At 71.8% G+C, this 22,471-nt stretch carries 19 protein-coding genes; 8 read left to right on the top strand and 11 right to left on the bottom strand.

From position 1 onward, the window contains the following. Positions 1–73: 73 nt before the first annotated feature. The 5 genes from AB0H82_RS32010 to AB0H82_RS31990 all read right to left on the bottom strand — a co-directional run bounded on the left by AB0H82_RS32010 (position 74) and on the right by AB0H82_RS31990 (position 6,336). Positions 74–733 carry a hypothetical protein gene (locus AB0H82_RS32010; protein ID WP_362998990.1) on the bottom strand — a complete coding sequence of 220 codons (660 nt, stop codon included), beginning with the start codon at positions 731–733 and terminating at the stop codon, positions 74–76. After that, positions 717–1,382: a sigma-70 family RNA polymerase sigma factor gene (locus AB0H82_RS32005; protein WP_362998988.1), complete on the bottom strand. Its 666-nt coding sequence runs from the start codon at positions 1,380–1,382 to the stop codon at positions 717–719. The genes AB0H82_RS32010 and AB0H82_RS32005 overlap by 17 nt, the downstream gene beginning before the upstream one ends. A 1,359-nt stretch (positions 1,383–2,741) precedes the next feature. Beyond that, on the bottom strand, positions 2,742–3,428 hold the full coding sequence (locus AB0H82_RS32000; protein ID WP_362998986.1) for a transposase: 687 nt from the start codon (positions 3,426–3,428) through the stop codon (positions 2,742–2,744). Positions 3,429–3,459: 31 nt separating this feature from the next. Next, positions 3,460–3,753 (bottom strand): transposase, encoded by a 294-nt coding sequence (locus AB0H82_RS31995; RefSeq protein WP_362999012.1) that lies wholly within the window; start codon positions 3,751–3,753, stop codon positions 3,460–3,462. Positions 3,754–5,370: 1,617 nt separating this feature from the next. After that, positions 5,371–6,336 (bottom strand): pirin family protein, encoded by a 966-nt coding sequence (locus tag AB0H82_RS31990; RefSeq protein ID WP_362998984.1) that lies wholly within the window; start codon positions 6,334–6,336, stop codon positions 5,371–5,373. 101 nt (positions 6,337–6,437) lie between these two features. Between AB0H82_RS31990 and AB0H82_RS31985 the strand changes: the two genes are divergently transcribed. After that, positions 6,438–6,785 carry a tetratricopeptide repeat protein gene (locus tag AB0H82_RS31985; protein ID WP_362998982.1) on the top strand — a complete coding sequence of 116 codons (348 nt, stop codon included), beginning with the start codon at positions 6,438–6,440 and terminating at the stop codon, positions 6,783–6,785. Positions 6,786–6,906: 121 nt separating this feature from the next. On the opposite strand, the gene crcB (AB0H82_RS31980) is transcribed toward AB0H82_RS31985, so the two are convergent. The 4 genes from crcB (AB0H82_RS31980) to AB0H82_RS31965 all read right to left on the bottom strand — a co-directional run bounded on the left by crcB (AB0H82_RS31980) (position 6,907) and on the right by AB0H82_RS31965 (position 9,772). Further along, complete coding sequence (gene crcB / locus AB0H82_RS31980; RefSeq protein WP_362998980.1) at positions 6,907–7,281, bottom strand: fluoride efflux transporter CrcB; 375 nt, start codon at positions 7,279–7,281, stop codon at positions 6,907–6,909. Continuing rightward, on the bottom strand, positions 7,278–7,697 hold the full coding sequence (gene crcB / locus AB0H82_RS31975) for a fluoride efflux transporter CrcB (RefSeq protein ID WP_362998978.1): 420 nt from the start codon (positions 7,695–7,697) through the stop codon (positions 7,278–7,280). The genes crcB (AB0H82_RS31980) and crcB (AB0H82_RS31975) overlap by 4 nt, the downstream gene beginning before the upstream one ends. A gap of 181 nt (positions 7,698–7,878) precedes the next feature. After that, positions 7,879–8,979 carry a M20/M25/M40 family metallo-hydrolase gene (locus tag AB0H82_RS31970; RefSeq protein ID WP_362999010.1) on the bottom strand — a complete coding sequence of 367 codons (1,101 nt, stop codon included), beginning with the start codon at positions 8,977–8,979 and terminating at the stop codon, positions 7,879–7,881. Positions 8,980–9,040: 61 nt separating this feature from the next. Further along, a complete protein-coding gene (locus AB0H82_RS31965; RefSeq protein ID WP_362998976.1) occupies positions 9,041–9,772 on the bottom strand; it encodes a LuxR C-terminal-related transcriptional regulator in 732 nt (243 codons plus the stop codon). A 206-nt stretch (positions 9,773–9,978) separates the two neighbouring features. Between AB0H82_RS31965 and AB0H82_RS31960 the strand changes: the two genes are divergently transcribed. Next, on the top strand, positions 9,979–13,257 hold the full coding sequence (locus AB0H82_RS31960) for a cytochrome P450 (protein WP_362998974.1): 3,279 nt from the start codon (positions 9,979–9,981) through the stop codon (positions 13,255–13,257). Positions 13,258–13,272: 15 nt separating this feature from the next. On the opposite strand, the gene AB0H82_RS31955 is transcribed toward AB0H82_RS31960, so the two are convergent. Next, the gene (locus AB0H82_RS31955) at positions 13,273–14,706 is read right to left on the bottom strand and encodes an NAD(P)/FAD-dependent oxidoreductase (RefSeq protein ID WP_362998972.1); all 1,434 of its coding nucleotides are present in this window, start codon (positions 14,704–14,706) and stop codon (positions 13,273–13,275) included. Positions 14,707–14,870: 164 nt separating this feature from the next. On the opposite strand from AB0H82_RS31955, the gene trxA reads away from it, so the two are divergent. Beyond that, the gene (gene trxA / locus AB0H82_RS31950; RefSeq protein WP_362998970.1) at positions 14,871–15,254 is read left to right on the top strand and encodes a thioredoxin; all 384 of its coding nucleotides are present in this window, start codon (positions 14,871–14,873) and stop codon (positions 15,252–15,254) included. Positions 15,255–15,280: 26 nt separating this feature from the next. On the opposite strand, the gene AB0H82_RS31945 is transcribed toward trxA, so the two are convergent. Then, positions 15,281–16,315 (bottom strand): LacI family DNA-binding transcriptional regulator, encoded by a 1,035-nt coding sequence (locus tag AB0H82_RS31945; protein WP_362998968.1) that lies wholly within the window; start codon positions 16,313–16,315, stop codon positions 15,281–15,283. A gap of 170 nt (positions 16,316–16,485) precedes the next feature. On the opposite strand from AB0H82_RS31945, the gene AB0H82_RS31940 reads away from it, so the two are divergent. The 5 genes from AB0H82_RS31940 (at position 16,486) to egtD (ending at position 22,449) form a co-directional block, all read left to right on the top strand. After that, positions 16,486–17,931 (top strand): amidase, encoded by a 1,446-nt coding sequence (locus AB0H82_RS31940; RefSeq protein ID WP_362998966.1) that lies wholly within the window; start codon positions 16,486–16,488, stop codon positions 17,929–17,931. A gap of 123 nt (positions 17,932–18,054) precedes the next feature. Continuing rightward, the gene (egtA, locus tag AB0H82_RS31935) at positions 18,055–19,395 is read left to right on the top strand and encodes an ergothioneine biosynthesis glutamate--cysteine ligase EgtA (RefSeq protein WP_362998964.1); all 1,341 of its coding nucleotides are present in this window, start codon (positions 18,055–18,057) and stop codon (positions 19,393–19,395) included. Continuing rightward, entirely contained in the window at positions 19,392–20,735 is a 1,344-nt protein-coding gene (gene egtB, locus AB0H82_RS31930; RefSeq protein ID WP_362998962.1) for an ergothioneine biosynthesis protein EgtB, read from the top strand. The genes egtA and egtB overlap by 4 nt, the downstream gene beginning before the upstream one ends. Beyond that, positions 20,735–21,490, top strand: coding sequence for an ergothioneine biosynthesis protein EgtC (gene egtC / locus AB0H82_RS31925; protein ID WP_362998960.1), 756 nt, complete (start codon positions 20,735–20,737; stop codon positions 21,488–21,490). Before egtB ends, egtC begins: the two co-directional genes overlap by 1 nt. Continuing rightward, complete coding sequence (gene egtD, locus AB0H82_RS31920; protein WP_362998958.1) at positions 21,487–22,449, top strand: L-histidine N(alpha)-methyltransferase; 963 nt, start codon at positions 21,487–21,489, stop codon at positions 22,447–22,449. The genes egtC and egtD overlap by 4 nt, the downstream gene beginning before the upstream one ends. The last annotated feature ends 22 nt before the right edge of the window (positions 22,450–22,471 follow it).

Genomic DNA, 22,471 nt, shown 5'->3' with positions numbered 1-22,471 from the left:
TGCGAGGAGCCCTGCGTCCCGTTGGCCTAGGAAACCGGGGGCGCGTGATGGGGCTCCTTGCTGCTGTTCGGGGTCAGGTACGGGTGTGTTCGCGCAGGGCCTGGGCCAGGCGCCGGTCCGGACGGCGCACGATCATGCAAGGAGCGCCGTCGTCGGCGAGGCGGTCGACTTCCATCTCCAGGCCGCCGGTGAGCGGTGCGGGGCCGTCGGGGCGGGGGTAGACGTAGCGGGCGATGGCCTCGACCGTCTCGAAGAAGCCGTCGTCGAGTTTGTCGCCGAGGTCGTAGAGGACTTGGTGCAGCCAGTGGGCGGCCTCGCGCTGTTCGCCCAGGGCGGTGTGGTGCAGGTGGAGGCAGTAGGCGGAGGCGCGGTGGCCGGCACCCGCGGCCAGCTGCCACCAGAACTGGGCGGATTCAGGGTGCTGTCCGGTGAGGTAGAGCAGGGAGGCGAACACGGCGGCGCCTTCGACGTCGAGGGTGTCCTCTTCGACGGGCAGGTCCGCCTCGCCCTGGGCGAGCTGGTCGACGTGGTGGGCGGCGTGTGGTGCGTTGAGGATCCACCGGGCGATCACGGTCAGACGCTGGCCTGCCTGCGCGGCGCGCCGGGTGTCCACGGTGCTCTTGGCGCGGCCGGCGTCGACGGCCAGCTTCCTGAGCGCCGCGCCGACGTCGAACTTGCTGGGCGTGTGCACCGGCATGGCGGCGTCAGCGAGCACGTCATCGAGCGTCCTCATCGTTCCCCCTCTTCTCCTTGGTGCTCTTTTTGATCGGGGCCGTCTTTTTGCGGCGGTCCCCGTCAGCGGGCAGGTCCAGCAGGACGCGCAGGCGTTCGCGTCCCTTGCGGATGTGGTAGTCCACGGTGCGCGGGTCCAGGCCCATGTAGCGGGCGATGCGGGTCACCGGATAGTTGAGGACGTACCGGAGCACCATGACGTTGTACTGGCGCGTCGGCAGGTCCAGCATCGCCTCGTACAGCCCGGCGTTGCTGGGCGCCAGTTCCATCTCGGCGCGGACGCGGGCCAGGTTGCGCGATATCGGGCCGGCGATGACGAACGCCGGCGGCCGCTGCTCCTGGGCGAGGCGGCGGGTGACGTGGCGGCTGAGGACGGCCATCGCCTGCTGCTCGAGGTCGGCCTCGCTCAGCAGCTCGTCCCAGGTCGCCAGTATCTCCAGGAACACGTCGTGGACGACGAGTTCGGCGGCGCTGCGGTGGCCGAGGTGGAGTTCGGCGAAGGCGTGGAAGAACTCCTGCTGGGCCAGGAAGAAGCCCTCGAAGTCGATGGGCAGCCCTGTGCCGGGCGCAGCAGGCGCAGCGGGCGGCTCGGAGCGGCGCTGGAGAGGGACTCCGAACGCGTCCGTCAGCGCGTGATCGTCATTGGTCACGCGGGCCTCACAGTGGTCATCACACGTCCCTGTGCGTATGGAGGTTGGTGCGCGCGTGTCCCACCAGGGCGCTCACCAGTGAGCCGGGCGGCTCTACGACCACCTTGTCGAGAATCGAGGCCGCTCACTCAACGCGACCCGGAAAAATGTGACGGCATGATCATGGGCCGCTGCGGAACGTGTTCACGATTGGTGCACATCAGTCCAGAAAGGCGCCGTGAGCAGCGGCGGTGAACTGCCGTTTACCTGCACATGACGGGTTCCCGTATCGCAAGTGGCATTCATCACAACGGAGTTGGGCGAAGCCGCACACCCGCCGCGCCCCGCCCGTTCACTCTTGCTCATCTTGCGACCCCAACCCCGCACGGGTGAGGTTTCGCTGAAACACCGACCGCAGCGACCCATCTCTGCAACGGCTGGTCCCGGAAGGCCGACTGGCGAGCAGACCAGCCTAGAACCGCACGCGGGAGAAGAGCTCGCAGTGGCGGCCCGGGGAGACCGGGAGACATTGACGGCTGCGCCCCGGACCGCTCCGTGCCCGCGGCCGGTTCACCTCCGCCCGCGCGGAGCACACCTCACCTACACCGGCATCACGCCGTCGCTCGGCGGTTCACCTCCGCCTGCGCGGAGCACACCTCGCCGTGGGCGTCCTGCAACGCGCCGTCGCCGGTTCACCTCCGCCTGCGCGGAGCACACGATTGCCTGCGCCGCCCCGCCGGCCCGTCGCCTGGTTCACCTCCGCCTGCGCGGAGCACACCGATCGTCACGACGGATCAGGCTCTGGCGCGGAGGTTCACCTCCGCCTGCGCGGAGCACACATGTCCTCGATCACGCCCAGGGTGTGATCTACCGGTTCACCTCCGCCTGCGCGGAGCACACGCCGCCGTCGAGCTCATCGGCGAGGACACCGGCGGTTCACCTCCGCCTGAGCGGAGGTGAACCGGGGTGTTGCGGACGTCGGAGTGGCCCTGAGTGGTCGGCTCCGCGCAAGCGGAGGTGAACCGGCCACCCCCAGGGCACAGGAGAGCATGGACAAGGGGCTCTGCGCGAGCGGGGGTGAACCGAGCGAGAGCCCGTGTCCAGAGTTCCGGCGCACGTCAGCTCCGGGCAGGTCAACTCAGCGCGAGCGCAGGCGAACCGACGGTCCTCGCGCAAGCAGGCGCTCTCTGCCGCGCGGGAGGCGGAGCGACGGTACGTGGGCATGGGCAGAGGGACGCCCCGGCCCCTGACAGGGCATTGCAGTGACGGTCAGGAATCGCACGCCATGATCGGGCTCCCTGCTGTAGGGGTGGTTGGTGCTGCGTTCGTGTCATACGAACACGGAAGAACGCCGCCGCAATCCTGACAGGGCACTCGGTACTACGCTTGGTCCTCGTCCGGAACCTCAGCCGGTGTGCGGCTCAGGCTTCGGCGGTCTTCCTGCACCAGCCGATAGGCCTCCCGGGCCACATAGCGCTTCAGGCAGCGGATAACCTCACGCCGTGTCTTGCCCTCCAATACGCGCCGCTCGTAATACGCCCGAGTCCGGGCATCCCAGCGCAGCCGGATCAACACGATGCGGTGCAGCGCAGCATTCGCCTGCCGATTTCCGCCTCGATTGAGCCGGCAATGCTGCTTGTTCCCAGAGGAGTACTCGACCGGGCTTGCCCCACACAACGCGGCAAACGACGCCTCACCACGCAGTCGGTCACCGTTGTCACCCATGACGGTCAGCAACACAGCAGCGCTGTGCGGGCCGATGCCCACAGCGTCGACAAGTCGGGGATGATGACACCGCATCAGGTCCGACAGTCGACGTTCCAGCACTTGGGCCTGCGCCCTCAGCTGCTCAATTCGCTCAGCCAGCATCCGTAACGGGAAGCGTGTCGCCCGCGCCACCGGATCCGTGTCGTCGTCGCCCTCACTCAGTTCCAGGCAGGCACGGACAAGCGCACGGCTGGGCAGCGTGGCCAATTTTTCACGCAAGGTTGGGTCGGCGGTGACCAATATTGCCCTGAGCTGGTTCGCTGCCTGTCGTTGCGCTTTCACTGCGGAATCTTTGGCCACGATGTAGATGCGCGCTATCTCGGCGGGACCGCTACCTGACTTCACTGGCGAGCGCGCGACCGCTGAGCACGGCACGCGCGGCGGCCTCCGCGTCAGCTCGATCCGACTTGCTCCGTCGGCGGCGGGCCGAGCGCCCAGGGCCCGGAGCCTCAAGGACCTCGATGCCCTGTGAGAGGAGGTAGCGCGACAGAGCAGCACCATAATTGCCAGACGATTCCACTCCGGCTCTCTTTATGCCGCCGAGCTTGCCTGCCCACGCGTTCAGTTGTCTATATCCGCTCGCTGTGGCGGGGAAACGGTCGATCCCCAGAGTTTTCCCGGTCATGGACAGCACAGCCGCAACGTGAAAGTCGCGATGCGTATCCACCCCGAGCACTACCTCCGTAGTACCCGTAGTACCCCGGTAAGGGCCCGAGCCAGCAGCTTCTGGTGAACTGATCTGCGATTCACCTCTGTCGGTGGTGTTCGCCGGATCGGCAGTGACGCTGGCTCGGGCGAGCGGTCATCAGTGAGACAGTGCACGTACGCCGCGCAAAACAGTGCTCTGGACACGCTTGCCCGAACCAGCGCCTGAGCGCACCACCCGACCCCGAGAACGACACAGGATGGTCAGGTCACTTCAGTCCGGAGATGTCAGGAGTCAGCCCCCGGAGCTACGGCGGTGTTAACCGTCATCCTTCCCCGGCCACCCGCTAGCAGTACCGAATCGCTCTCCCCCCGAGACAGCGGCATTGAAGCTGGGCAGCGCTCACGCTCCCCAGGATCACGCACCCGAATGAATCGCACGCCCGCGCAGCCGGACGCGCGGGCGGTCTGCCTTCCGCCACACGACAGAGAACCGCGGGGCTGAACCAACCACACCGCGATACCGGCGGCAGCGGACGAGATGTCCGTGCCGCCACAACCTGCGCCCCAGCACCGCGTGCTCCCCCCCACCAACAGGATGGGCGCCCTAGGCCGAACCGCGAGGCAGCGCGAGTACAGCCCCGCCCACATCCGCGCCACCTGGGTCGCCACCTGGAGCCTAGCGGGAGCAGCCGAGGCGGATCCTCACGGGCAAAGGGCTATGACCTGGCCCCTTGACCAGTCACATGAAGAGGCCCCACCGGACCACCGGCGGGGCCTCTTCGTGTCACCGAAAAGTCACCAACCCTCTGGACACCCTCCAACTCGACGGTCCAAAGCTGGGCATAGGCGTTCGCATTGGACTGGCTGGACGCTCCGAGACGGATTTGCCTACCTGTGCCATGTGGGACCGCGCGGCCCGCTCGCTGGCACCTCGGGCTTTCTCCAAGATCCGGACCAGGTGCGGACCAACACAGCCCCACACCAGCCGTTTTCACCCTCTGTCGCAGGTCAGGAGCAAGGCTAGGCGTGTACCACCAGCAGACGAAGAACCTGCTGGCACTCCGAACACGTGGATCGCCACACTGCTTGCCACGCGAATGGCATCAGCCGGTCAAATCAGCCATTCGTTTCGCGGCTCCGCCGCACTCTAAGAGGCGCACTGCGACCCCTCTGCGTGTGATCAGACGTGAGCCTTCTCGGGTAAGGCCGCAGACCATACGTCGTCGCGCGTAAATAGGACCAAGCTCGCGGCGCCGTCGTGGGTCAGGGGCCAGCGCCCTCGATTAGTCAGCATCAGACGGTCGGCATGCGAAACAAAGCCGCTACCGCCGCTCAAAACACGGGCCGTTCTGGGCCTCCCACCAGCACACGCGCCAGAGGGTAGCCAATCTGACTACTCGTCAGTAAGGTCAGCAAAGGGTCAGCAAGCGTCCGATTAGACCTGGTCAAAGGTGCCGACACATGCGAGCCGCAACCCGCCTCTGCGACCGTCCCCTCACAGCTCGACCGAGCACTTCCGGCACTCCCGCCGCGCGAGATCGACAACCTCCCCCTACACCTCGGCGACCATCAGCACCAGACACATAACCCCAGCTCAGCGCACCCGTCCCCGCGGCTTCAGCGCGACCGGCGGCAGTTCCGGGGCGGGCAGGGCGGGGCCGTCGTACCCCTTCACCTCGCCGAAGCGGGTGCCCGTCATCCAGTCACCCCGCGCCTGCTCGATCTCCTCATGGCTGCGGCCGATGAAGTTCCACCACATCACCAATTCCTCTTCGAACGGCTCGCCGCCCAGGAGCATCAGGGACGCGGTCGATTCCGCGCGCAGTGGGAGTTCTGTGCGGCCGCAGCCCAGGTAGAGCATCGAACCGGGGAGTACGGGCACGCCGTCGACGTGTGCCTCGCCGGACATGGAGAGGACGGCGTACTCGAAGTCCGGGTCCAGGGGGAGGCGTGCGTCCGTGCCGTCGGACAGGGTCAAGTCGGCGCCCACGATGGGGGTGTACGTCGTGCCGGGCGAGGACGCGCCGTCCAGTGTGCCCAGGATCAGTGTCGCGGTCAGACCCGGTGCCGTGATCTGCGGCAGCTCCGCGTGGTGCTCGAAGAGCGGGGCCGTGTGCCGGTCGCTGTCGGGCAGGGCCACCCACAGCTGCGCGCCGTGGAGGAAGCGGGCGTGAGGCCTGGGGCTCTCCTCGGAGTGGGAGATGGCCCGGCCCGAGGTCATGAGGCCCAGTTCGCGGGGGCGGATCGTCTGCAGGCTGCCGGTGGAGTCGCGATGCAGCACCTCCCCGTCGTGCAGCCAGCTGACGGTCTGCAGGCCCATGTGCGGGTGCGGCGGCACCTGCATGCCGGGTTCGTCGGCGATGTCGTCGGGGCCGTAGTGATCGACGAAGCACCAGGCTCCGACCATGCGGCGGCCCAGGTTCGGCAGCAGGCGACGGACCTCGGTGGACTCGCCGAGCTTGACCCGGCGGGGACTGAGGAGTTCCCGTACCGGTTCCGCGACGACGAACCCACGCCCGCCGCACAAGGAAGGAACCGCCTCGCGATCAAGATTGCTCATGTCGCACAACCTAGCCCCGTGGCGCCCCGGACGAGGAGACAGAGGGAGTGGTGGAATATTCAACTACACGGCGTCGTTGCAGCCCCCGAAGGAGGCAGACAGTGGACATGACCTATTACGACCACGGGACCGCGGCGGAGCGCTGGGAGCGCGCGCGGCAGTTCTTCGACGCCAAGGAGTACGTGACGGCGGCGCGCATCCTCGACGCCCTGGCCGACGAGGTGCCCGAGCAGGTCGCCCCGCGTCTGCTGCTCGCCCGCGCCTACTACCACTCGGCACAACTCCGGCGGGCCGAGGCCGAGTTGCGCAAGGTGCTCGACCTCGATCCGGTCGAGAGCTACGCCCGGCTCATGCTGGGCCGCACGCTGGAGCGGCAGAACCGTCCGGACGACGCGGCGCCCCATCTGCGCATGGCCGCCGCGCTGAACGGGGACTTCGCTCAGGCGTGAGCAGGTGTGAAGTGCTGGTGTGAAGTGCAGGTGTGAGGCTGTGGAGGGGCGCTCCATGCTCCCGTTAGGAGCGCCCCAGGGGGCGAGGTGCGCGCGGTCAAGGCGTGCCTGCGCCCGTGGCTCACTGCCACAGCGCCTCGGCTGCCGCCACGCCCGCGCAGGCCGCGCCGAGGCCCGCTGCGACGCTCACCAGCACGTTCGCCACCGCGTGGAGCCGCGCACCGCTCTCGGCGAGCCGCAGTGTCTCGTACGAGAAGGTCGAGTACGTCGTCAGCGCCCCGCACAGCCCCGTGCCGAGGAAGAGGTGGATGTGCGACGACGCGGCGCCCGCCGTGACCGCGCCGGTGAGCGCTCCGAGGATCAGGCAGCCCATGATGTTGACGGTGAGGGTGCCCCAGGGGAAGGCGGTGCCGTGCCGGGCCTGCACGGCGCGGTCGGTCAGGTACCGCAGCGGGGCGCCGATCATGCCGCCGGCGATGACGAGCAGCCAGGTCATGCCTGCCTCCCCGGCGCCGCGCGGCGCGCCACCGCACGGCGTGTCGCCCACGTCGCGCTCCAGACCGCCGCGAGCGCCACGAGTGGTGTCAGGGCCAGGTAGAGGAGGGCCGTGCGGACGTGGTCGGCGCTCAGGAGCCGCTCGATGTCCACCGCGTACGTCGAGAACGTGGTGAAGCCGCCGAGGATTCCCGTACCGAAGAAGGGCCGCACCAGGGGGTGGACGGGCCACGCCTGCGTGACCAGCACCATGAGGACGCCGATCGCCGCGCATCCCACGGCGTTCACCGCGAGCGTCGTCCAGGGAAATCCGCCGGGGGCCACCGGCCACCACAGCGACGCCGCATATCGGGCCACCGCGCCGATGCCGCCGCCGACGGCGACCGCCGCGACGACCTGCCACTCGTGCCGCGTCACCACTCCTCCTACTCGCCGTCGCCCGGCCGCGGGCGCACTCGTGCGCGAGCAGGGACCGTTGGCGGCATCCGTCGCCGCGGTTCGGGTAGCCCCGGAGAGACCCGTGGAGCCCCGGGAAAGATCACCGCTGACTTCACATTAACCGGCGTACCCGGGTTCCACCGGACGGGGCGGATCTCCGTCAAGCCCTGGCGTCGCGGATCGCGCGTACGAGACCGGTGACGAGCTGGGCCCGCTCGGCCATCGCGTCGACCAGCACGTACTCGTGGTCGGCGTGCGCGCCGCCCCCGACTGCGCCGAGGCCGTCGAGCGTCGGTACGCCGATCGCGGCCGTGAAGTTGCCGTCGCTGCCGCCGCCGACCGCCGCGCTCCCGACGCCGGGGAGCAGCCGCTCCGCCATCGCGAAGAGTTCGGCCGCCGCCGACTCGGGCATCGGGGGACGGCCGACGGAGCCGCGGACCGTGAGCTCCGCCCCCTCCAGATGCGGAGTCAGCGCCGCGAACGCGGTCTCGACGCGGTCCTTCTCCTCGGCCGACTCGACCCGGACGTCGACGACGACGGTCGCCGCCGCGGGAACCACGTTGTCCGAGGTGCCCGCGGACGCGACGGTCGGGGTGACGGTCGTGCCGATGTCGGGGCGGCCGAGCGCCGCGATGTCCAGGACCTGGTGTGCCGCTTCGACCAGGGCGTTGACGCCGGCTTCGGGTTCGAGGCCCGCGTGTGACGCGCGGCCCGCGACCACGACTTCGAACGTGCCGCAGCCCTTGCGGCCGGTCTTCAGCGCACCGCCTTCAGCTGCGCCCTCGAACACCAGGACGGCACCGCAGGCGCGGGCCCGTTCCTCGATGAGGGCGCGGGAGGAGCGGGAGCCGACCTCTTCGTCGGCGGTCACCAAGATCTCGACGCCCGACCTGTCGTCGAGTGCCGCCAGGCCGTGCACGGCCTGCACCAGTCCGCCCAGCATGTCGAAGACGCCGGGGCCGGTCGCGCGCCCGTCCTCGACCTTGAACGGGCGGCGTTCGAGGGTGCCGAGCGGGAACACCGTGTCGTGGTGGCCGAGGATCAGCACCCGGGGGTCGCCGCCGCCCGACCAGTGGACGTGCGGTCCTGCTTCGCTCGCGACGAGGGCGGCCCGCCCGCCGAGTCGCCTCTCGATCACTTCGGCGACGGTTCTCGCCGACTCCGTGAGGGCGTCGAGGTCGCGCGACGGCGACTCGACCTCGACGAGAGTCCTGAGGTCCTCGATCATCGCGTCGACACTCACGTCGGCCGCCTCGTGCATCGTCACGCCGCAAGGGTACTCGGGCCTGACAGGCTCCTGACGAGAGAGTCCGGGGGGGCGCTCAGGGCCCGCTACCTGCGGTGCCGCGGCGTCCGGCCGGGCCCGCCACCTGCGGCGGCCACGCCTCCGGATCCAGCAGCCCGAGTACGTACGCCCGCGCCACCAGCGCCGTCCGGTTCGGGACCCGCAGCCGGCGACAGAGTCGTGTCAGGTGGTAGTTGACGCCGTCGACGCCGATTCCCACCGCGCGCGCCACGACCGATGTCGTGGCACCGCCCGCGACCAGGCGCAGGATGCGGGCCTCCTGGGCGCTCAGGGCCGGGTGGGCGAGCTCCTCCGCCGCGCTCTCCGTGCGGGCCGCCGCGTCATTCCCCGGAGATTCCGTTCCCGCCGCTACGCGCAGCGTCACCAGCAGGGGCGGTGTGTCCGCCAGTGGGTCGGTGACGGGTTCGACGGTGACCTGCCCGTGACAGGCCGCTCCCCGTGCCGTCCAGCTCACTTCGACCGGGTAGCGGGACCTGCGGCCGGAGCGCATGGCCTCGTCGAGTTTGCGGAGCTGTTGTCTGTTGGTGGGGGTGAGCAGGTCGAGCAGGAGCTGGTTCGCCACCCGGCCCGGCTGGAGGCCCAGGGCCGACGCGAAGGCGGGGTTGGCGACGGAGACGAGTCCGCCCGTGCTGGCGATGGCGGTCGGTGCGGGGGAACGGTCGAGCAGGGTGAGGAAACGGCCGCGCCAGACCGCCGCGTCCGCCGCGTCCGCCTCCTGCGCCTCGTGTACCTCATGGGCCTCGTTCACACCCTTGGCCTCCTTCCCCTCACGCCTCGACATCTCGTCGCCCCGACACCTCATCGCCCGTCGCGCAACCGGTGACGCGCGAAAGACCCCTACAAGATTATGTAGTTCTCGCGCGGGGCCGCCGCCCCGGGGAGGCCACCGTGGATGCGGCGCCCCGCGTACCGGGCGCTCAACTCCCCCGCGTCCATGGGAAGAGGCACTGCCCGATGAGCGAAGAACACCCCGTCGAGGTCTGCGGTCTCCGGGACTACCCGGACCTCGTCCTGCCCACCGTCGATGTGACGGCGGCCGGGCCGACCAGCACGCCGGTCCAGCAGTCCGTGGAGCTCGCGCGGCGGCACGGCCCCCTCTACGTGCGCCGGTACCACGGTCGTGAGACCGTCTGGGTCAGCTCGCTGGAGCTGGTCGAGGAGCTGTCCGACGAGACACGGTTCTCCAAGGGTGTCGGTCCTGCCCTGCAGAACGTCCGCGGCATCGCCGGCGACGGCCTGTTCACGGCGTACGACGAGGAGCCCAACTGGGCGAAGGCGCACGACATCCTGCTCCCCGCGTTCGCCATGAACTCGATGCGGACGTACCACCCGCACATGCTGCGCGTGGCCCGGCGCCTCATCGCCTCCTGGGACGGCCGGTTCGCGCCGGGCGCGGACGAGTCCGCGCCGGTGGAGGTCTCGGAGGACATGACCAGGATGACGCTGGACACCATCGGCCTGTCCGGCTTCGGCTACGACTTCGAGTCGTTCGGCCGTACCGATCCGCACCCCTTCGTCCAGGCGCTCGTACGGGGTCTGGCGCACAGTCAGGCGAAGCTGGCGCGGGACCCCGTCGGTGACTACGCCGCCGACGACGCGGCGTTCGAGGCCGACGCCGCCTTCCTCGCCCGGGTGGTCGACGAGGTGATCGAGGCGCGCAAGGCGTCGGGGGACACCTCCGCCGACGACCTTCTCGGTCTGATGCTCAACTCTCCGCACCCGGACAGCGGGGAGACCCTGGACGAGGCGAACATCCGCAACCAGGTCATCACGTTCCTGATCGCCGGGCACGAGACGACCTCCGGCACCCTCTCCTTCGCCCTTCACTACCTCCTGAAGAACCCGGCGGTCCTGCACCTCGCGCAGGCCGAGGTGGACGCGCTGTGGGGCGACGAGCCCGACCCCGAGCCGACGTACGAGGACGTGGGCAAGTTGCGTTACGTGCGCCAGGTGCTCAACGAGGCGCTTCGGCTGTGGCCCACCGCCCCCGCGTTCCAGCGCCGGGCCCGCGTCGACACCGTCATCGGCGGGCGGCATCCGATCAAGGCGGGGCAGTACGTGGTGGTGCTCACGCCGATGCTGCACCGGGACCCGGTGTGGGGCGACAACGTCGAGGAGTTCGACCCCGAGCGTTTCGCCCCCGAGGTGGAGGCGGCCCGCTCCCCGCACGCGTACAAGCCGTTCGGAACGGGTGAACGCGCCTGCATCGGGCGGCAGTTCGCGCTGCACGAGGCGACCATGCTGCTCGGCATGCTGGTGCACCGCTACCGGTTCATCGACCACGCCGACTACCGCCTGAAGGTCAAGGAGACCCTGACCCTCAAGCCCGACGGCTTCACCATGACGCTGGCCGCGCGCACCCCCGCGGACCGCGAGCGCAGCCTGTCCGCCCTTGCCGGGCCGGCCACGCTCGGCGGCGCGTCGGGGGCCGGTTCCGCGGGCGTGCGGGGCGGGGCCGACCGGCCGGAGAGCGACCTGCCCACCCGGGCCGTGCCGGGCACCGCGCTGACGCTGCTGCACGGCTCCAACTTCGGCACCTGCCGCGGATACGCCGAGCAACTTGGGGAGATCGGAGCCTACTTGGGCTTCGACGTGCGCGTCGCCCCGCTCGACGAAGCCGCCGGCACGCTGCCCGCCGACTCCCCCGTGGTGATCGTCGCCGCCTCCTACAACGGCAGGCCCACCGACGACGCGGGCGCGTTCGTGTCCTGGCTGTCCCAGGCCGGACCGGACGCCGCCGACGGTGTGCGGTACGCGGTCCTCGGTGTCGGCGACCGCAACTGGGCGGCGACCTACCAGCAGGTGCCGACCCTCATCGACGACGGTCTCGCCGCGTCGGGCGCGACCCGCCTCCTGGAGCGTGCCGAGGCCGATGCCTCCGGGGACCTCGCCGGGTCGGTACAACGCTTCACCGTGGCGCTGCGCCACGCCCTGCTGCGGCAGTACGGGGACCCGGAGAGTGCGGGAGCCGCCGTCGAGACCGCGCCGCCCGGCAGGGTCTACGACGTCGTGGAGGTCTCCGGTGGACCGCTGGACGCGCTGGACGCCCGGCACGGCACGGTACCGATGACCGTGACGGAGGCCGCCGACCTCGCCGACCTCACGCATCCGCTCGCCCGTCCGAAGCGGTTCCTGCGGGTGGCGCTTCCCGACGGGGTGACCTACCGCACCGCCGACCACCTGTCCGTGCTGCCGGTCAACGACCCGGGCCTGGTGGAGCGCGCGGCGGCGCTGTTCGGCGTCGACCCGGACGCGGTCCTCAACATCCGTGCGCACCGGCCGGGGCGGTCCACCCTGCCGCTCGACCGGCCCGTCACCGTACGCGAACTCCTAGGCCGGTACGTGGAGTTGCGGGACGCCCCGACCGCCGCCCAGGTCGCCCTGCTCGCCGAGCACAACCCGTGCCCGCCCGAGCGGGCCGCCCTGGAGCAACTGGCCGCCGACGGGGAGGCGTTGGCGGCACGGCAGGGCGGCGTCCTCGATCTGTTCGAGGGCCATCCGGCACTGCGCGGTCACGTCCCTTGGCCCGTGCTGCTCGAACTGCTGCCGGCGGTGCGCCCCCGCCACTACTCGATCTCGTCCTCGCCCGCCGCCTCGCCGGGCCACGCCGATCTCATGGTCTCGCTCCTGGCGGCGCCGGACCGCTCCGGGCGCGGGACGTTCCGCGGCACCGGTTCGTCGTACCTCCACGGCCTGCGGCCCGGCGACACGCTCCACGCGCGCGTGCAGCCGTGCCGCGACGTCTTCCGGATCGCCACCGACGCGACGACGCCCGTCATCATGATCGGCGCGGGCACGGGGCTCGCCCCGTTCCGGGGAGCAATCGCCGACCGCCTGGAACTGCTGCGGAGCGGCGCCCGGCTCGCTCCCGGCCTCTGCTACTTCGGCTGCGACCACCCCGACGTCGACTACCTCCACCGCGCGGAGCTCGAAGCCGCGGAGCACGCGGGAGCGGTCTCCATGCGCCCGACATTCTCCGGCGCTCCAGAGGGCGACCTCCGCTTCGTGCAGCACCGCATCGAGGCCGAGGCCGACGAGGTCTGGCGCCTCATGGAGGCCGGGGCCCGGGTCTACGTCTGCGGCGACGGCGCCCGCATGGCACCCGGCGTCCGCGAGGCATTCCAACACCTTCGCACGAAGCACGCGGGCGGCGACGCCCCGGAGGCGGAGGCGTGGTGGCGGGAGCTGGTCGCCGAGGGCCGGTATGTGGAGGACGTCTATGTGAGCGCCTGAGAGGCGATGGGGGCCTCAGCCCCGGTACGTCTCAAGCAGGCGCAGCCACACCTCGCTGATCGTGGGGTACGCGGGGACCGCGTGCCACAGGCGGTCCAGGGGGATCTCGCCCGCGACCGCCATCGTCGCCGAGTGGATGAGTTCGCCGACTCCGGGGCCGACGAACGTGACCCCGAGGAGGACCTCGCGGTCCAGGTCGACGACCATGCGGGCGCGGCCGCGGTAGCCGTCGGCGTAGAGGCCGGCGCCCGCGACGCCGGACATGTCGTAGTCGACGGCGCGCACGCGGTGGCCGGCGGCTTCGGCCTCCGCGAGGGTGAGGCCCGCGGAGGCCGCCTCGGGATCGGTGAAGACGACCTGCGGGACGGCGGCGTGGTCGGCGGTGGCGGAGTGGGCGCCCCAGCGGTCGGTTTCCAGGAGCGGGACTCCCTGGGCGCGGGCAGCGATGGCGGCGCCCGCGATGCGCGCCTGGTACTTGCCCTGGTGGGTGAGGAGCGCGCGGTGGTTCGCGTCGCCGACCGCGTACAGCCAGTCGCTGCCCTCCACCCGCAGGCTCTCGTCGACCGGCAGCCAGGAGCCGGGCTCCAGGCCGACGGTCTCCAGGCCGATGTCGTCCGTGCGCGGGGCGCGGCCGGTGGCGAAGAGGATCTCGTCGGCCTGGAGCGTGGAGCCGTCGTCCAGAGTCGCCGTCACGGTGCCGTTCTCGCGTTCGACGGCGGTGACCGAGACGCCGCAGCGGACCTCGGCGCCCGCCTCCGTGAGGGCCTCCTGCACGAGCTCGCCCGCGAACGGCTCCATCCGGGGCAGCAGACCGCCGCCCCGCACCAGGACCGTCACCTGCGAGCCGAGCGCCTGCCAGGCGGTGGCCATCTCGACGGCGACGACGCCGCCGCCGACCACCAGGAGACGGCCGGGCACGTGGTCGGCCGCGGTGGCCTCGCGGCTCGTCCAGGGTCTGACCTGCTCACCCTCGGCGAGGCCCGGCAGATCGGGCAGGGCCGCACGGGTGCCGGTGCAGACGGCCACGGCATGGCGGGCCTGGAGGGTGTGCTCCGTGCCGTCCGTGCCGGTGACCGTGACCTTGCGGGGGCCGGCGAGGCGGCCGTGGCCGCGGTAGAGGTCGACGCCGATGCCGTCCAGCCAGCCGACCTGGCCGTCGTCCTTCCAGTGCGAGGTGTAGTCGTCGCGGTGGGCGAGCACGGCCGGGGCGTCGAGGGGGCCCTGCACGGACTGGCGCAGGCCGGGGACGCGGCGGGCGTCGGCGCGGGCGATCACGGGGCGCAGCAGGGCCTTGCTGGGCATGCACGCCCAGTAGGAGCATTCGCCCCCGACCAGTTCGCTCTCCACGATCGCGGCGCTGAGCCCCGCGGCGCGGGCCCGGTCCGCCACGTTCTCCCCCACGGGACCTGCTCCGATGACTACTACGTCGTACGTGATGGCATCCGTCATGAGGACAGTCTGTCGGCAGGTGTGCGCCGTGGCCACACGGGTACGCGCGCCGGACACGCCCCTGCGCGCACGGCGCCGTCCGCGCGTGCGGCGGGCGGAATACGTTCGCACCATCGGCCGTTGTGCACAGCGGCTACGCCCGACAGCAGGAAGTAGGGAACACCATGAGCAGCGCGACAGTGGAGCTCACCAAGGAGAACTTCGACCAGACGGTCACGGACAACGGTTTCGTTCTGATCGATTTCTGGGCCGACTGGTGCGGGCCGTGCAAGCAGTTCGCTCCCGTCTACGAGCGGGCCGCCGAGGCCAATCCCGACCTGGTCTTCGCCAAGGTCGACACGGAGGCCCAGCCCGAGCTGGCCCAGGCCTTCGACATCCAGTCCATCCCGACGCTGATGATCGTCCGCGACCAGGTGGCGGTGTTCGCCCAGCCGGGCGCGCTGCCCGAGGCCGCCCTGACGGACGTCATCGGCCAGGCGAGGAACCTGGACATGGACGACGTGCGCCGGCAGGTCGCCGAGGAGCAGGCCAAGCAGCAGGGGCAGTGAGCGCGGAGCAGGACGGGTCGTAGCCGTCAGCTGGACTCGCGGTGCACGACGTCGGCCCCGAGCACGTCGTGCACCTCGGGTTCGGCGCCGGGGTCGCGCACCACGCGGTCGACGAGTTCGGCGAGGCCGCGGCCCGACGGCAGCTCGATGCGGACGGTGCTGAGCCGGGGCCTCAGGAGTCTGCCGAGCATCAGGTCGTCCGAGCCGAGCACGGCGGTCTCGTCGGGTACGGCGATGCCCTCGTCCTGCAGCGCGCGCATCACGAGCATGGCGTATTCGTCGTTGTAGGCGAAGACGGCGTCGATCCCCAGGGTGCGGCAGCGCGCCGCGAGCCGGGTGGCGGACTCCTCGTCGTACGCGAGGGGCAGCTCGGTGACGGAGGCGCCGGTGGTCCGCGCGCTCTCCACGGCCTGGCGGACCCCTTCGAGGCGGGGCCGCGAGAAGTGTTCCAGGCCGCCTTCCGCGGGGACGACCACGCCGATGCTGCGGCGTCCCCGGGCGAGGAGGTGCAGGGCAGCGGCCTCGCCGACCCTGCGGCCGTCCATGAGCAGGGCGTGCGCGCCCTCGACGCGGTGGGGTCCGAGCGTGAAGACGGCCTTGGCGCCCGACCGCTTGAGGACCGCGACACCGCGCGGGTTGAGCGCGGAGGCGTCGGGCGCGAGGACCGCCACGGGGCGCAGCTCGGCCCAGGCGCGGGCGGCGTCCTCACCGGTCAGACCGAGGCTGGCGTACTGCACGACGGTGTAGTCGAACCGGCTGAGCGCCCACTGCAGCTCGTTGAAGAACCGGCCGAAGAGCGGGCCCATCGGGATCTCCGAGGTGGGCATGAGGACCATGCGGCTGTGTCCGGCCCGGAGGCTGCGGGCGGCCGCGTGCGGGACGTAGCCGAGCTCCCTGGCGGCCGCGTGGACGCGGCGCCGGGTCGGCTCGCTTATGCGGACGGCGCTGGTGTTGTTGAGGACGTACGAGACGGTCGCGCGGGAGACCCCCGCCAGGCGGGCGACGTCGGCGCTCGTCGGCACGGAGCGCTGCGTGGGCTGCTGCTTCGGTATCTGCACCATGACACGGGCATCCTCGCAGACGTGTGCGGGGAGCCCCGCGGCGGGCGGAGCGATATCGGACGGAGCGGCTTCGGGCGGGGCAACGCCCCCTGACGCGTTCCATGTTGGGCTACTCGCCGGTTAACGTTCGGGCATCCGTTCGTCGAGCGAAGGTGCCCCCCCCCCCCCACATGACTGCCGACCGTGCTGACCGTGCCGAGGGTCTGGCGCGCACCGCCCGTGCGCTGGCCGCGGGAGAAGTGTCCTCACGTGCGCTGACCGAGCGGACGCTGGCCAGGATCGAGGCGTCCCAGCCCGTGCTCAACGCCTTCAAGCGGGTGCGGACCGAGGCGGCGCTGGCCGAGGCGGACGCCGCCGACCGGGAGTTGGCGGCGGGCGGTGCCTCCGCGGAGCGGCCGCTGCTGGGGGTGCCGCTGGCCGTCAAGGACGACATGGACGTGGCGGGCGAGCCGACCGCGTTCGGGTGCAGGGGCGAGTTTCCGCCGAGCGCCGCGGACTCGGAGGCCGTACGCAGGCTGCGCGCCGCCGGGGCCGTGATCGTGGGCAAGACCAACACGTGCGAGCTGGGGCAGTGGCCGTTCACGGAGGGCCCCGGTTTCGGGGACACCCGCAATCCGTGGAACACCGCACACACGCCCGGGGGCTCGTCGGGCGGCTCGGCGGCCGCGGTCGCGGCGGGGCTCGTGCCCGCGGCGCTGGGCTCGGACGGCGCGGGCTCGGTGCGGATACCGGCCGCCTGGACGCACCTGGTCGGCATCAAGCCGCAGCGCGGACGCATATCGACATGGCCGTGGCCGGAGGCCTTCCACGGCATCACCGTCAACGGACCGCTGGCCAGGACGGTCGCGGACGCCGCGCTGCTGCTCGACGCGGCGAGCGGCAGCCACGAGGGCGATCTGCACCGGCCGCCCGCCGTGCGGGCCGCCGAGGCCGCGACGCGGGATCCGGGGCGGCTACGGATCGCCCTGTCGCTGCGGATGCCGTTCACGGCGACACCCAAGCACCTGCACCCCGTGGTGCGGGACCGGGTGGTGGCGCTCGCGGACCGGCTCGCCGCGCTCGGGCACGACGTGGCGGAGGCGGACCCGCGGTACGGGCAGATCGGCCTGGCGTTCGTGCCGCGGGCCACGGCGGGCATCGCGGAGTGGGCGCGGCAGGTGCCTGACGTCTCCCTCCTCGACCGGCGCACGCGTGAGGCGGCCCGCATGGGGCGGCTGTTGCAGGGCGCCCCGCTGCGTCTCGCGCGCCGCTCGGAGGCGGCGCTGCACCGCCGGGTGGGCGCCGTCTTCTCGACGTACGACGTGGTGATCGCGCCGACGACGGCCGCTCCCCCGCCGCGCGTCGGCGCGCTGGCCGCGATGAGCGGCTGGCGCACCGACCGGGCGATGATCGCCGCGTGCCCCTACGCGTGGCCGTGGAACGTGCTCGGCTGGCCGGGCGTCAACGTCCCCGCGGGCCGCACCCCGGGCGGCCTGCCCGTCGGCGCCCAGCTCCTCGGACCGGCGGGCAGCGAGCCGCTGCTGATCTCCCTGGCGGCACAGCTTGAGGCGGACCGGCGGTGGTACGAGGAATGGCCGATTCCGGTCACGGACGCGGCACCGGTGAACGCACCGTGAGCCGCATGCGTCGGGCGGCGCAACAGAAATTCCTGGTAGGGGAACGGCCTGACGGGCACTCTTGTGCGGACGCCCGCGAAGGTTTTGGGTGGGACGAGCACCATCGGACGAAAGGATCCCGGCATGCCCGAGGGAGACTGTACGAAACACCGCACCGCGCGTCATACGACGGCGCGTGACACGGTGTCGGAAGCCGAAGTGGAGGCGCTGGTCCGCGGCATCTGCTTCAAGACCGGACCACCCCGCACCACCGGTGTCGAGCTGGAGTGGCTCGTCCACGTGCCAGGAGCGCCTCACCTGCCCGTGCCCGCCGCCCGCCGTGAAGCGGCCTATGCCGCACTGCGGGCCCTGCCCCTGCACTCGTCCGTCACCGTCGAACCCGGCGGTCAGCTGGAGCTCAGCTCGCTGCCCGCCGCCTCGCTGACGGAGTGCGTCTCGGCCATGCGGGCCGATCTCGCCGTCGTACGCGACGTGTTACGTTCCCACCGCCTCACCCTCAGCGGAGTCGGCGCCGATCCGTGGCGGCCGCCGTCGCGGGTGCTGCGCGAACCCCGCTACGACGCGCTGGAGTCCTGCCTCGACCGCGGAGGTCCGGCCGGCCGCCGCATGATGTGCTCGACGGCGTCCGTGCAGATCTGTCTCGACGCAGGCCACGAGGAGCCGGGTCCGCTCGGTTACGCGCGGCGCTGGCGTCTGGCGCATCTGCTGGGGCCCGTCCTGGTCGCCGCGTTCGCCAACTCGCCGCTGCAGGACGGCCGCCCCACCGGCTGGCGCTCGACCCGGCAGGCCGTGTGGGCGGGCATCGAGCCGGGCAGGTCCGGTGCCCCGCCGCTCGACGTGGAGCCGCGGGAGGCCTGGACCCGGCACGCCCTGGACGCGCCGGTCATGTGTGTGAGGAGAGAGCCCGGCGAGGGGCCCTGGAGCGTTCCCGAGGGGATGAGTTTCCGTGCCTGGGCCCGTACCGGTGCCCCGCGCAGACCCACGCGCGAGGACCTTGCCTACCACCTGACCACGCTGTTCCCGCCGGTCCGTCCGCGTGGCCACCTGGAGCTGCGGATGGTCGACGCGCAGCCCGGCGAGGACGGCTGGATCGTGCCGCTCGCCGTGACGAGCGCGCTGTTCGACGACCCGGAGGCGGCCGAGACCGCCTACCGCGCCGTGAAGCCGCTGGCCGAGCGGTCCGGGCCGCCGGGTTCGCCCGCCGCGCCGCACAGCCCGCTCTGGCTGGACGCGGCGCGCCACGGCCCGGCCGACCCCGAACTGCGCGAGGCCGCCGTCGTCTGCTTCGCCGCCGCCGTCGACGCGCTGCCCCGGCTCGGCGCGCCCGGGTCCGTGCGGGACGCCGTGGCGACGTATGCCGCGCGGTACGTCGCGCGGGGCCGCTGCCCGGCCGACGACCTGCTGGACGGCCTGCGTGACGGCCGTCTCCCCCTCGACACACCTGGGAAGGACTCCCGCCGATGACAGGCCCCACCGCCGACCCGGAAGCCCTGCGGGAGCGCGCACTGGCCGCGCTCCTGGCCGCCCGGGACCGTACGACCCTCCTCACCGGCTGTGTGGAGGACGCCGAACTCACCGCGCAGCACTCGCCGTTGATGTCGCCGCTGGTCTGGGACCTCGCGCACATAGGCAACCAGGAGGAGCAGTGGCTGCTGCGCGCGGTCGCGGGCCGTGACGCCATGCGGCCCGAGATCGACCCGCTGTACGACGCCTTCGAGCATCCCCGCGCCGAGCGCCCGAGCCTGCCGCTGCTGGCCCCCGCCGAGGCCCGCGGGTACGCGGCCGAGGTGCGCGGCCGCGCGCTCGACGTGCTGGAGAAGACGCCGTTCCGCGGCACTCCGCTCACCGACGCGGGCTTCGCCTTCGGCATGATCGCGCAGCACGAACAGCAGCACGACGAGACAATGCTGATCACCCATCAGCTGCGGTCGGGCCCGACCGCTCTCACCGCGCCGGAACCGCCCGTCGGGGAGCCGTTCGCCGGGCCCGCCGAAGTCCTGGTGCCCGGCGGCCCGTTCACGATGGGCACGTCCACCGAGCCGTGGGCCCTGGACAACGAACGCCCCGCGCACCGCCGCCTCGTCCCGCCGTTCTTCATCGACACGACTCCGGTGACGAACGCCGCGTATCAGCGTTTCATCGAGGACGGCGGCTACGAGCGCATGCAGTGGTGGGATCCGGCCGGCTGGGCGATGGTCCGGCGGCACGAGCTGCGGGCGCCGCTGTTCTGGCGGCGCGAGGGCGGCCAGTGGCTGCGCCGGCACTTCGGCACGGTCGAACCGGTGCCCGCCGACGAGCCGGTGCTGCACGTCAGCTGGTACGAGGCCGACGCCTACGCGCGCTGGGCGGGCCGGCGCCTGCCCAGCGAGGTCGAGTGGGAGAAGGCGGCCCGGCACGACCCGGTGACCGACCGGTCGATGCGCTACCCGTGGGGTGACGCGGACCCCACACCCGAGCGGGCCAACCTGGGGCAGCGGCATCTGCGTCCCGCCCCCGCAGGGGGCTATCCGGCGGGTGAATCACCGCACGGAGTCCGGCAGTTGATCGGCGACGTGTGGGAGTGGACGGCCAGCGACTTCCTGCCCTACCCGGGCTTCTCCGCCTTCCCGTACCGCGAGTACTCGGACGTCTTCTTCGGCGGCGACTACAAGGTGCTGCGCGGCGGCGCCTTCTCCGTCGACGCGGTGGCCTGCCGCGGCACGTTCCGCAACTGGGACCACCCGGTGCGGCGGCAGATATTCTCCGGGTTCCGCACGGCACGGGACGCCGGGCCCGCCGACGCGCCGGAGCCGGAGACCGCCTGATGTGCCGTCACCTCGCCTATCTCGGCCCGCCCGAGCCGCTCGGCAGTGTCCTCGTGACGCCCGCCCACAGCCTGTTCCGGCAGTCGTGGGCACCCCGCAGACAGCGCTACGGCACCGTCAACGCCGACGGTTTCGGGGTGGGCTGGTACGCCGAAGGGGACCCGGTTCCCGGCCGGTACCGCCGCCCCGGGCCCATCTGGGGCGACGCGTCGTTCGCCGATCTGGCCCGGGTCGTGCGCTCCGGGGCGCTGCTCGGCGCGGTGCGCGACGCGACCCTGGCGGGCGCGGACGGGGAGGCCGCGGCGGCGCCGTTCGCCTCCGGGCCGTGGCTGTTCAGCCACAACGGCGCGGTCACCGGCTGGCCCCGCTCGCTCGCCCCGCTCACCGCGGCACTGCCGCCCGAGGAACTGCTCTCGATGGAGGCGCGCTGCGACTCCGCGCTGGTGTGGGCGCTCGTCCTGCACCGGCTGCGCCACGGCGACGAAGAGGGGCAGGCCCTCGCCGACACCGTCCTGGAGGTCGCCGAGGCGGCCCCCGGGTCACGCCTCAACCTCCTGCTCACCAACGGCGACTCGATCACCGCGACCGCCTGGGGCGACACCCTCTGGTATCTCGCGGAGCCCGGCCGCCGCACCGTCGTGGCCTCCGAGCCCTACGACGACGACCCGCACTGGCGCGAGGTGCCCGACCGCACCCTGCTCGCCGCCAGCCGCACCGACGTACTGCTGACCCCGCTCAAGGAGCCCCCTGCGTGAGCCCGTTCCTGCTGACCCGCACCCTGCCCGAGGACGCCACCGACGCCGCGCTGCGCGCCGATGTCCTGCACGGCCTCACCCGCACCCCGAAGACCCTGCCGCCCAAGTGGTTCTACGACGCGCGCGGCAGCGCCCTCTTCGAGGAGATCACCACCCTGCCCGAGTACTACCCCACCCGCGCCGAGCGCGAGATCCTGGTCGCCCGCTCCGCGCTGATCGCCGAGGTCACGAAGGCGCGCACCCTGATCGAGCTGGGTTCAGGGTCCTCGGAGAAGACCCGCCACCTGATCGACGCCCTGGCCGACCTGCACACCTACGTCCCCGTGGACGTGAGCGAGAGCGCGCTGACCGGTGCCGCGAACACCCTGCTCGCGCAGCGGCCCAGGCTCGAAGTGCACGCCCTGATCGCCGACTTCACCCGCGGCCTGGCGCTGCCGGGCACGCCGGGTCCGCGCCTGGTCGCGTTCCTCGGCGGCACCATCGGCAACCTGCTGCCCGCCGAACGCGCCACGTTCCTGTCCTCGGTACGCGACCTCCTCGCCCCCGGCGACGCGCTGCTCCTCGGCACGGACCTCGTCAAGGACGAGTCGGTGCTCGTCTCGGCGTACGACGACGCGACGGGCGTGACGGGCGCGTTCAACAAGAACGTCCTGGCGGTGATCAACCGCGAACTGGCCGGGGACTTCGACCCGGACGCCTTCGAGCACGTCGCCGTCTGGAACCACGAGCGCGAGTGGATCGAGATGCGGCTGCGCTCCACGGCCGACCAGACGGTGAAGATCCACGCGCTCGATCTGGCGGTCGACTTCGCCGCGGGCGAGGAGCTCCGCACGGAGATCTCGGCCAAGTTCCGCAAGGACGGCGTACGCGCCGAACTGGCGGCGTCAGGGCTGGAACTGACGCACTGGTGGACGGACGAGAGAGAGCGCTTCGCGCTGTCGCTGAGCACGGTGGCGTAGGGCCGTGCCGACGGGTGCCCGG

This window comes from Streptomyces sp. NPDC050732, assembly GCF_040654255.1.
Taxonomy (GTDB): Bacteria; Actinomycetota; Actinomycetes; order Streptomycetales; family Streptomycetaceae; genus Streptomyces.
Note: the sequence above shows the minus strand (reverse complement) of the source record. Positions and strands in the feature narration are given on the sequence as shown.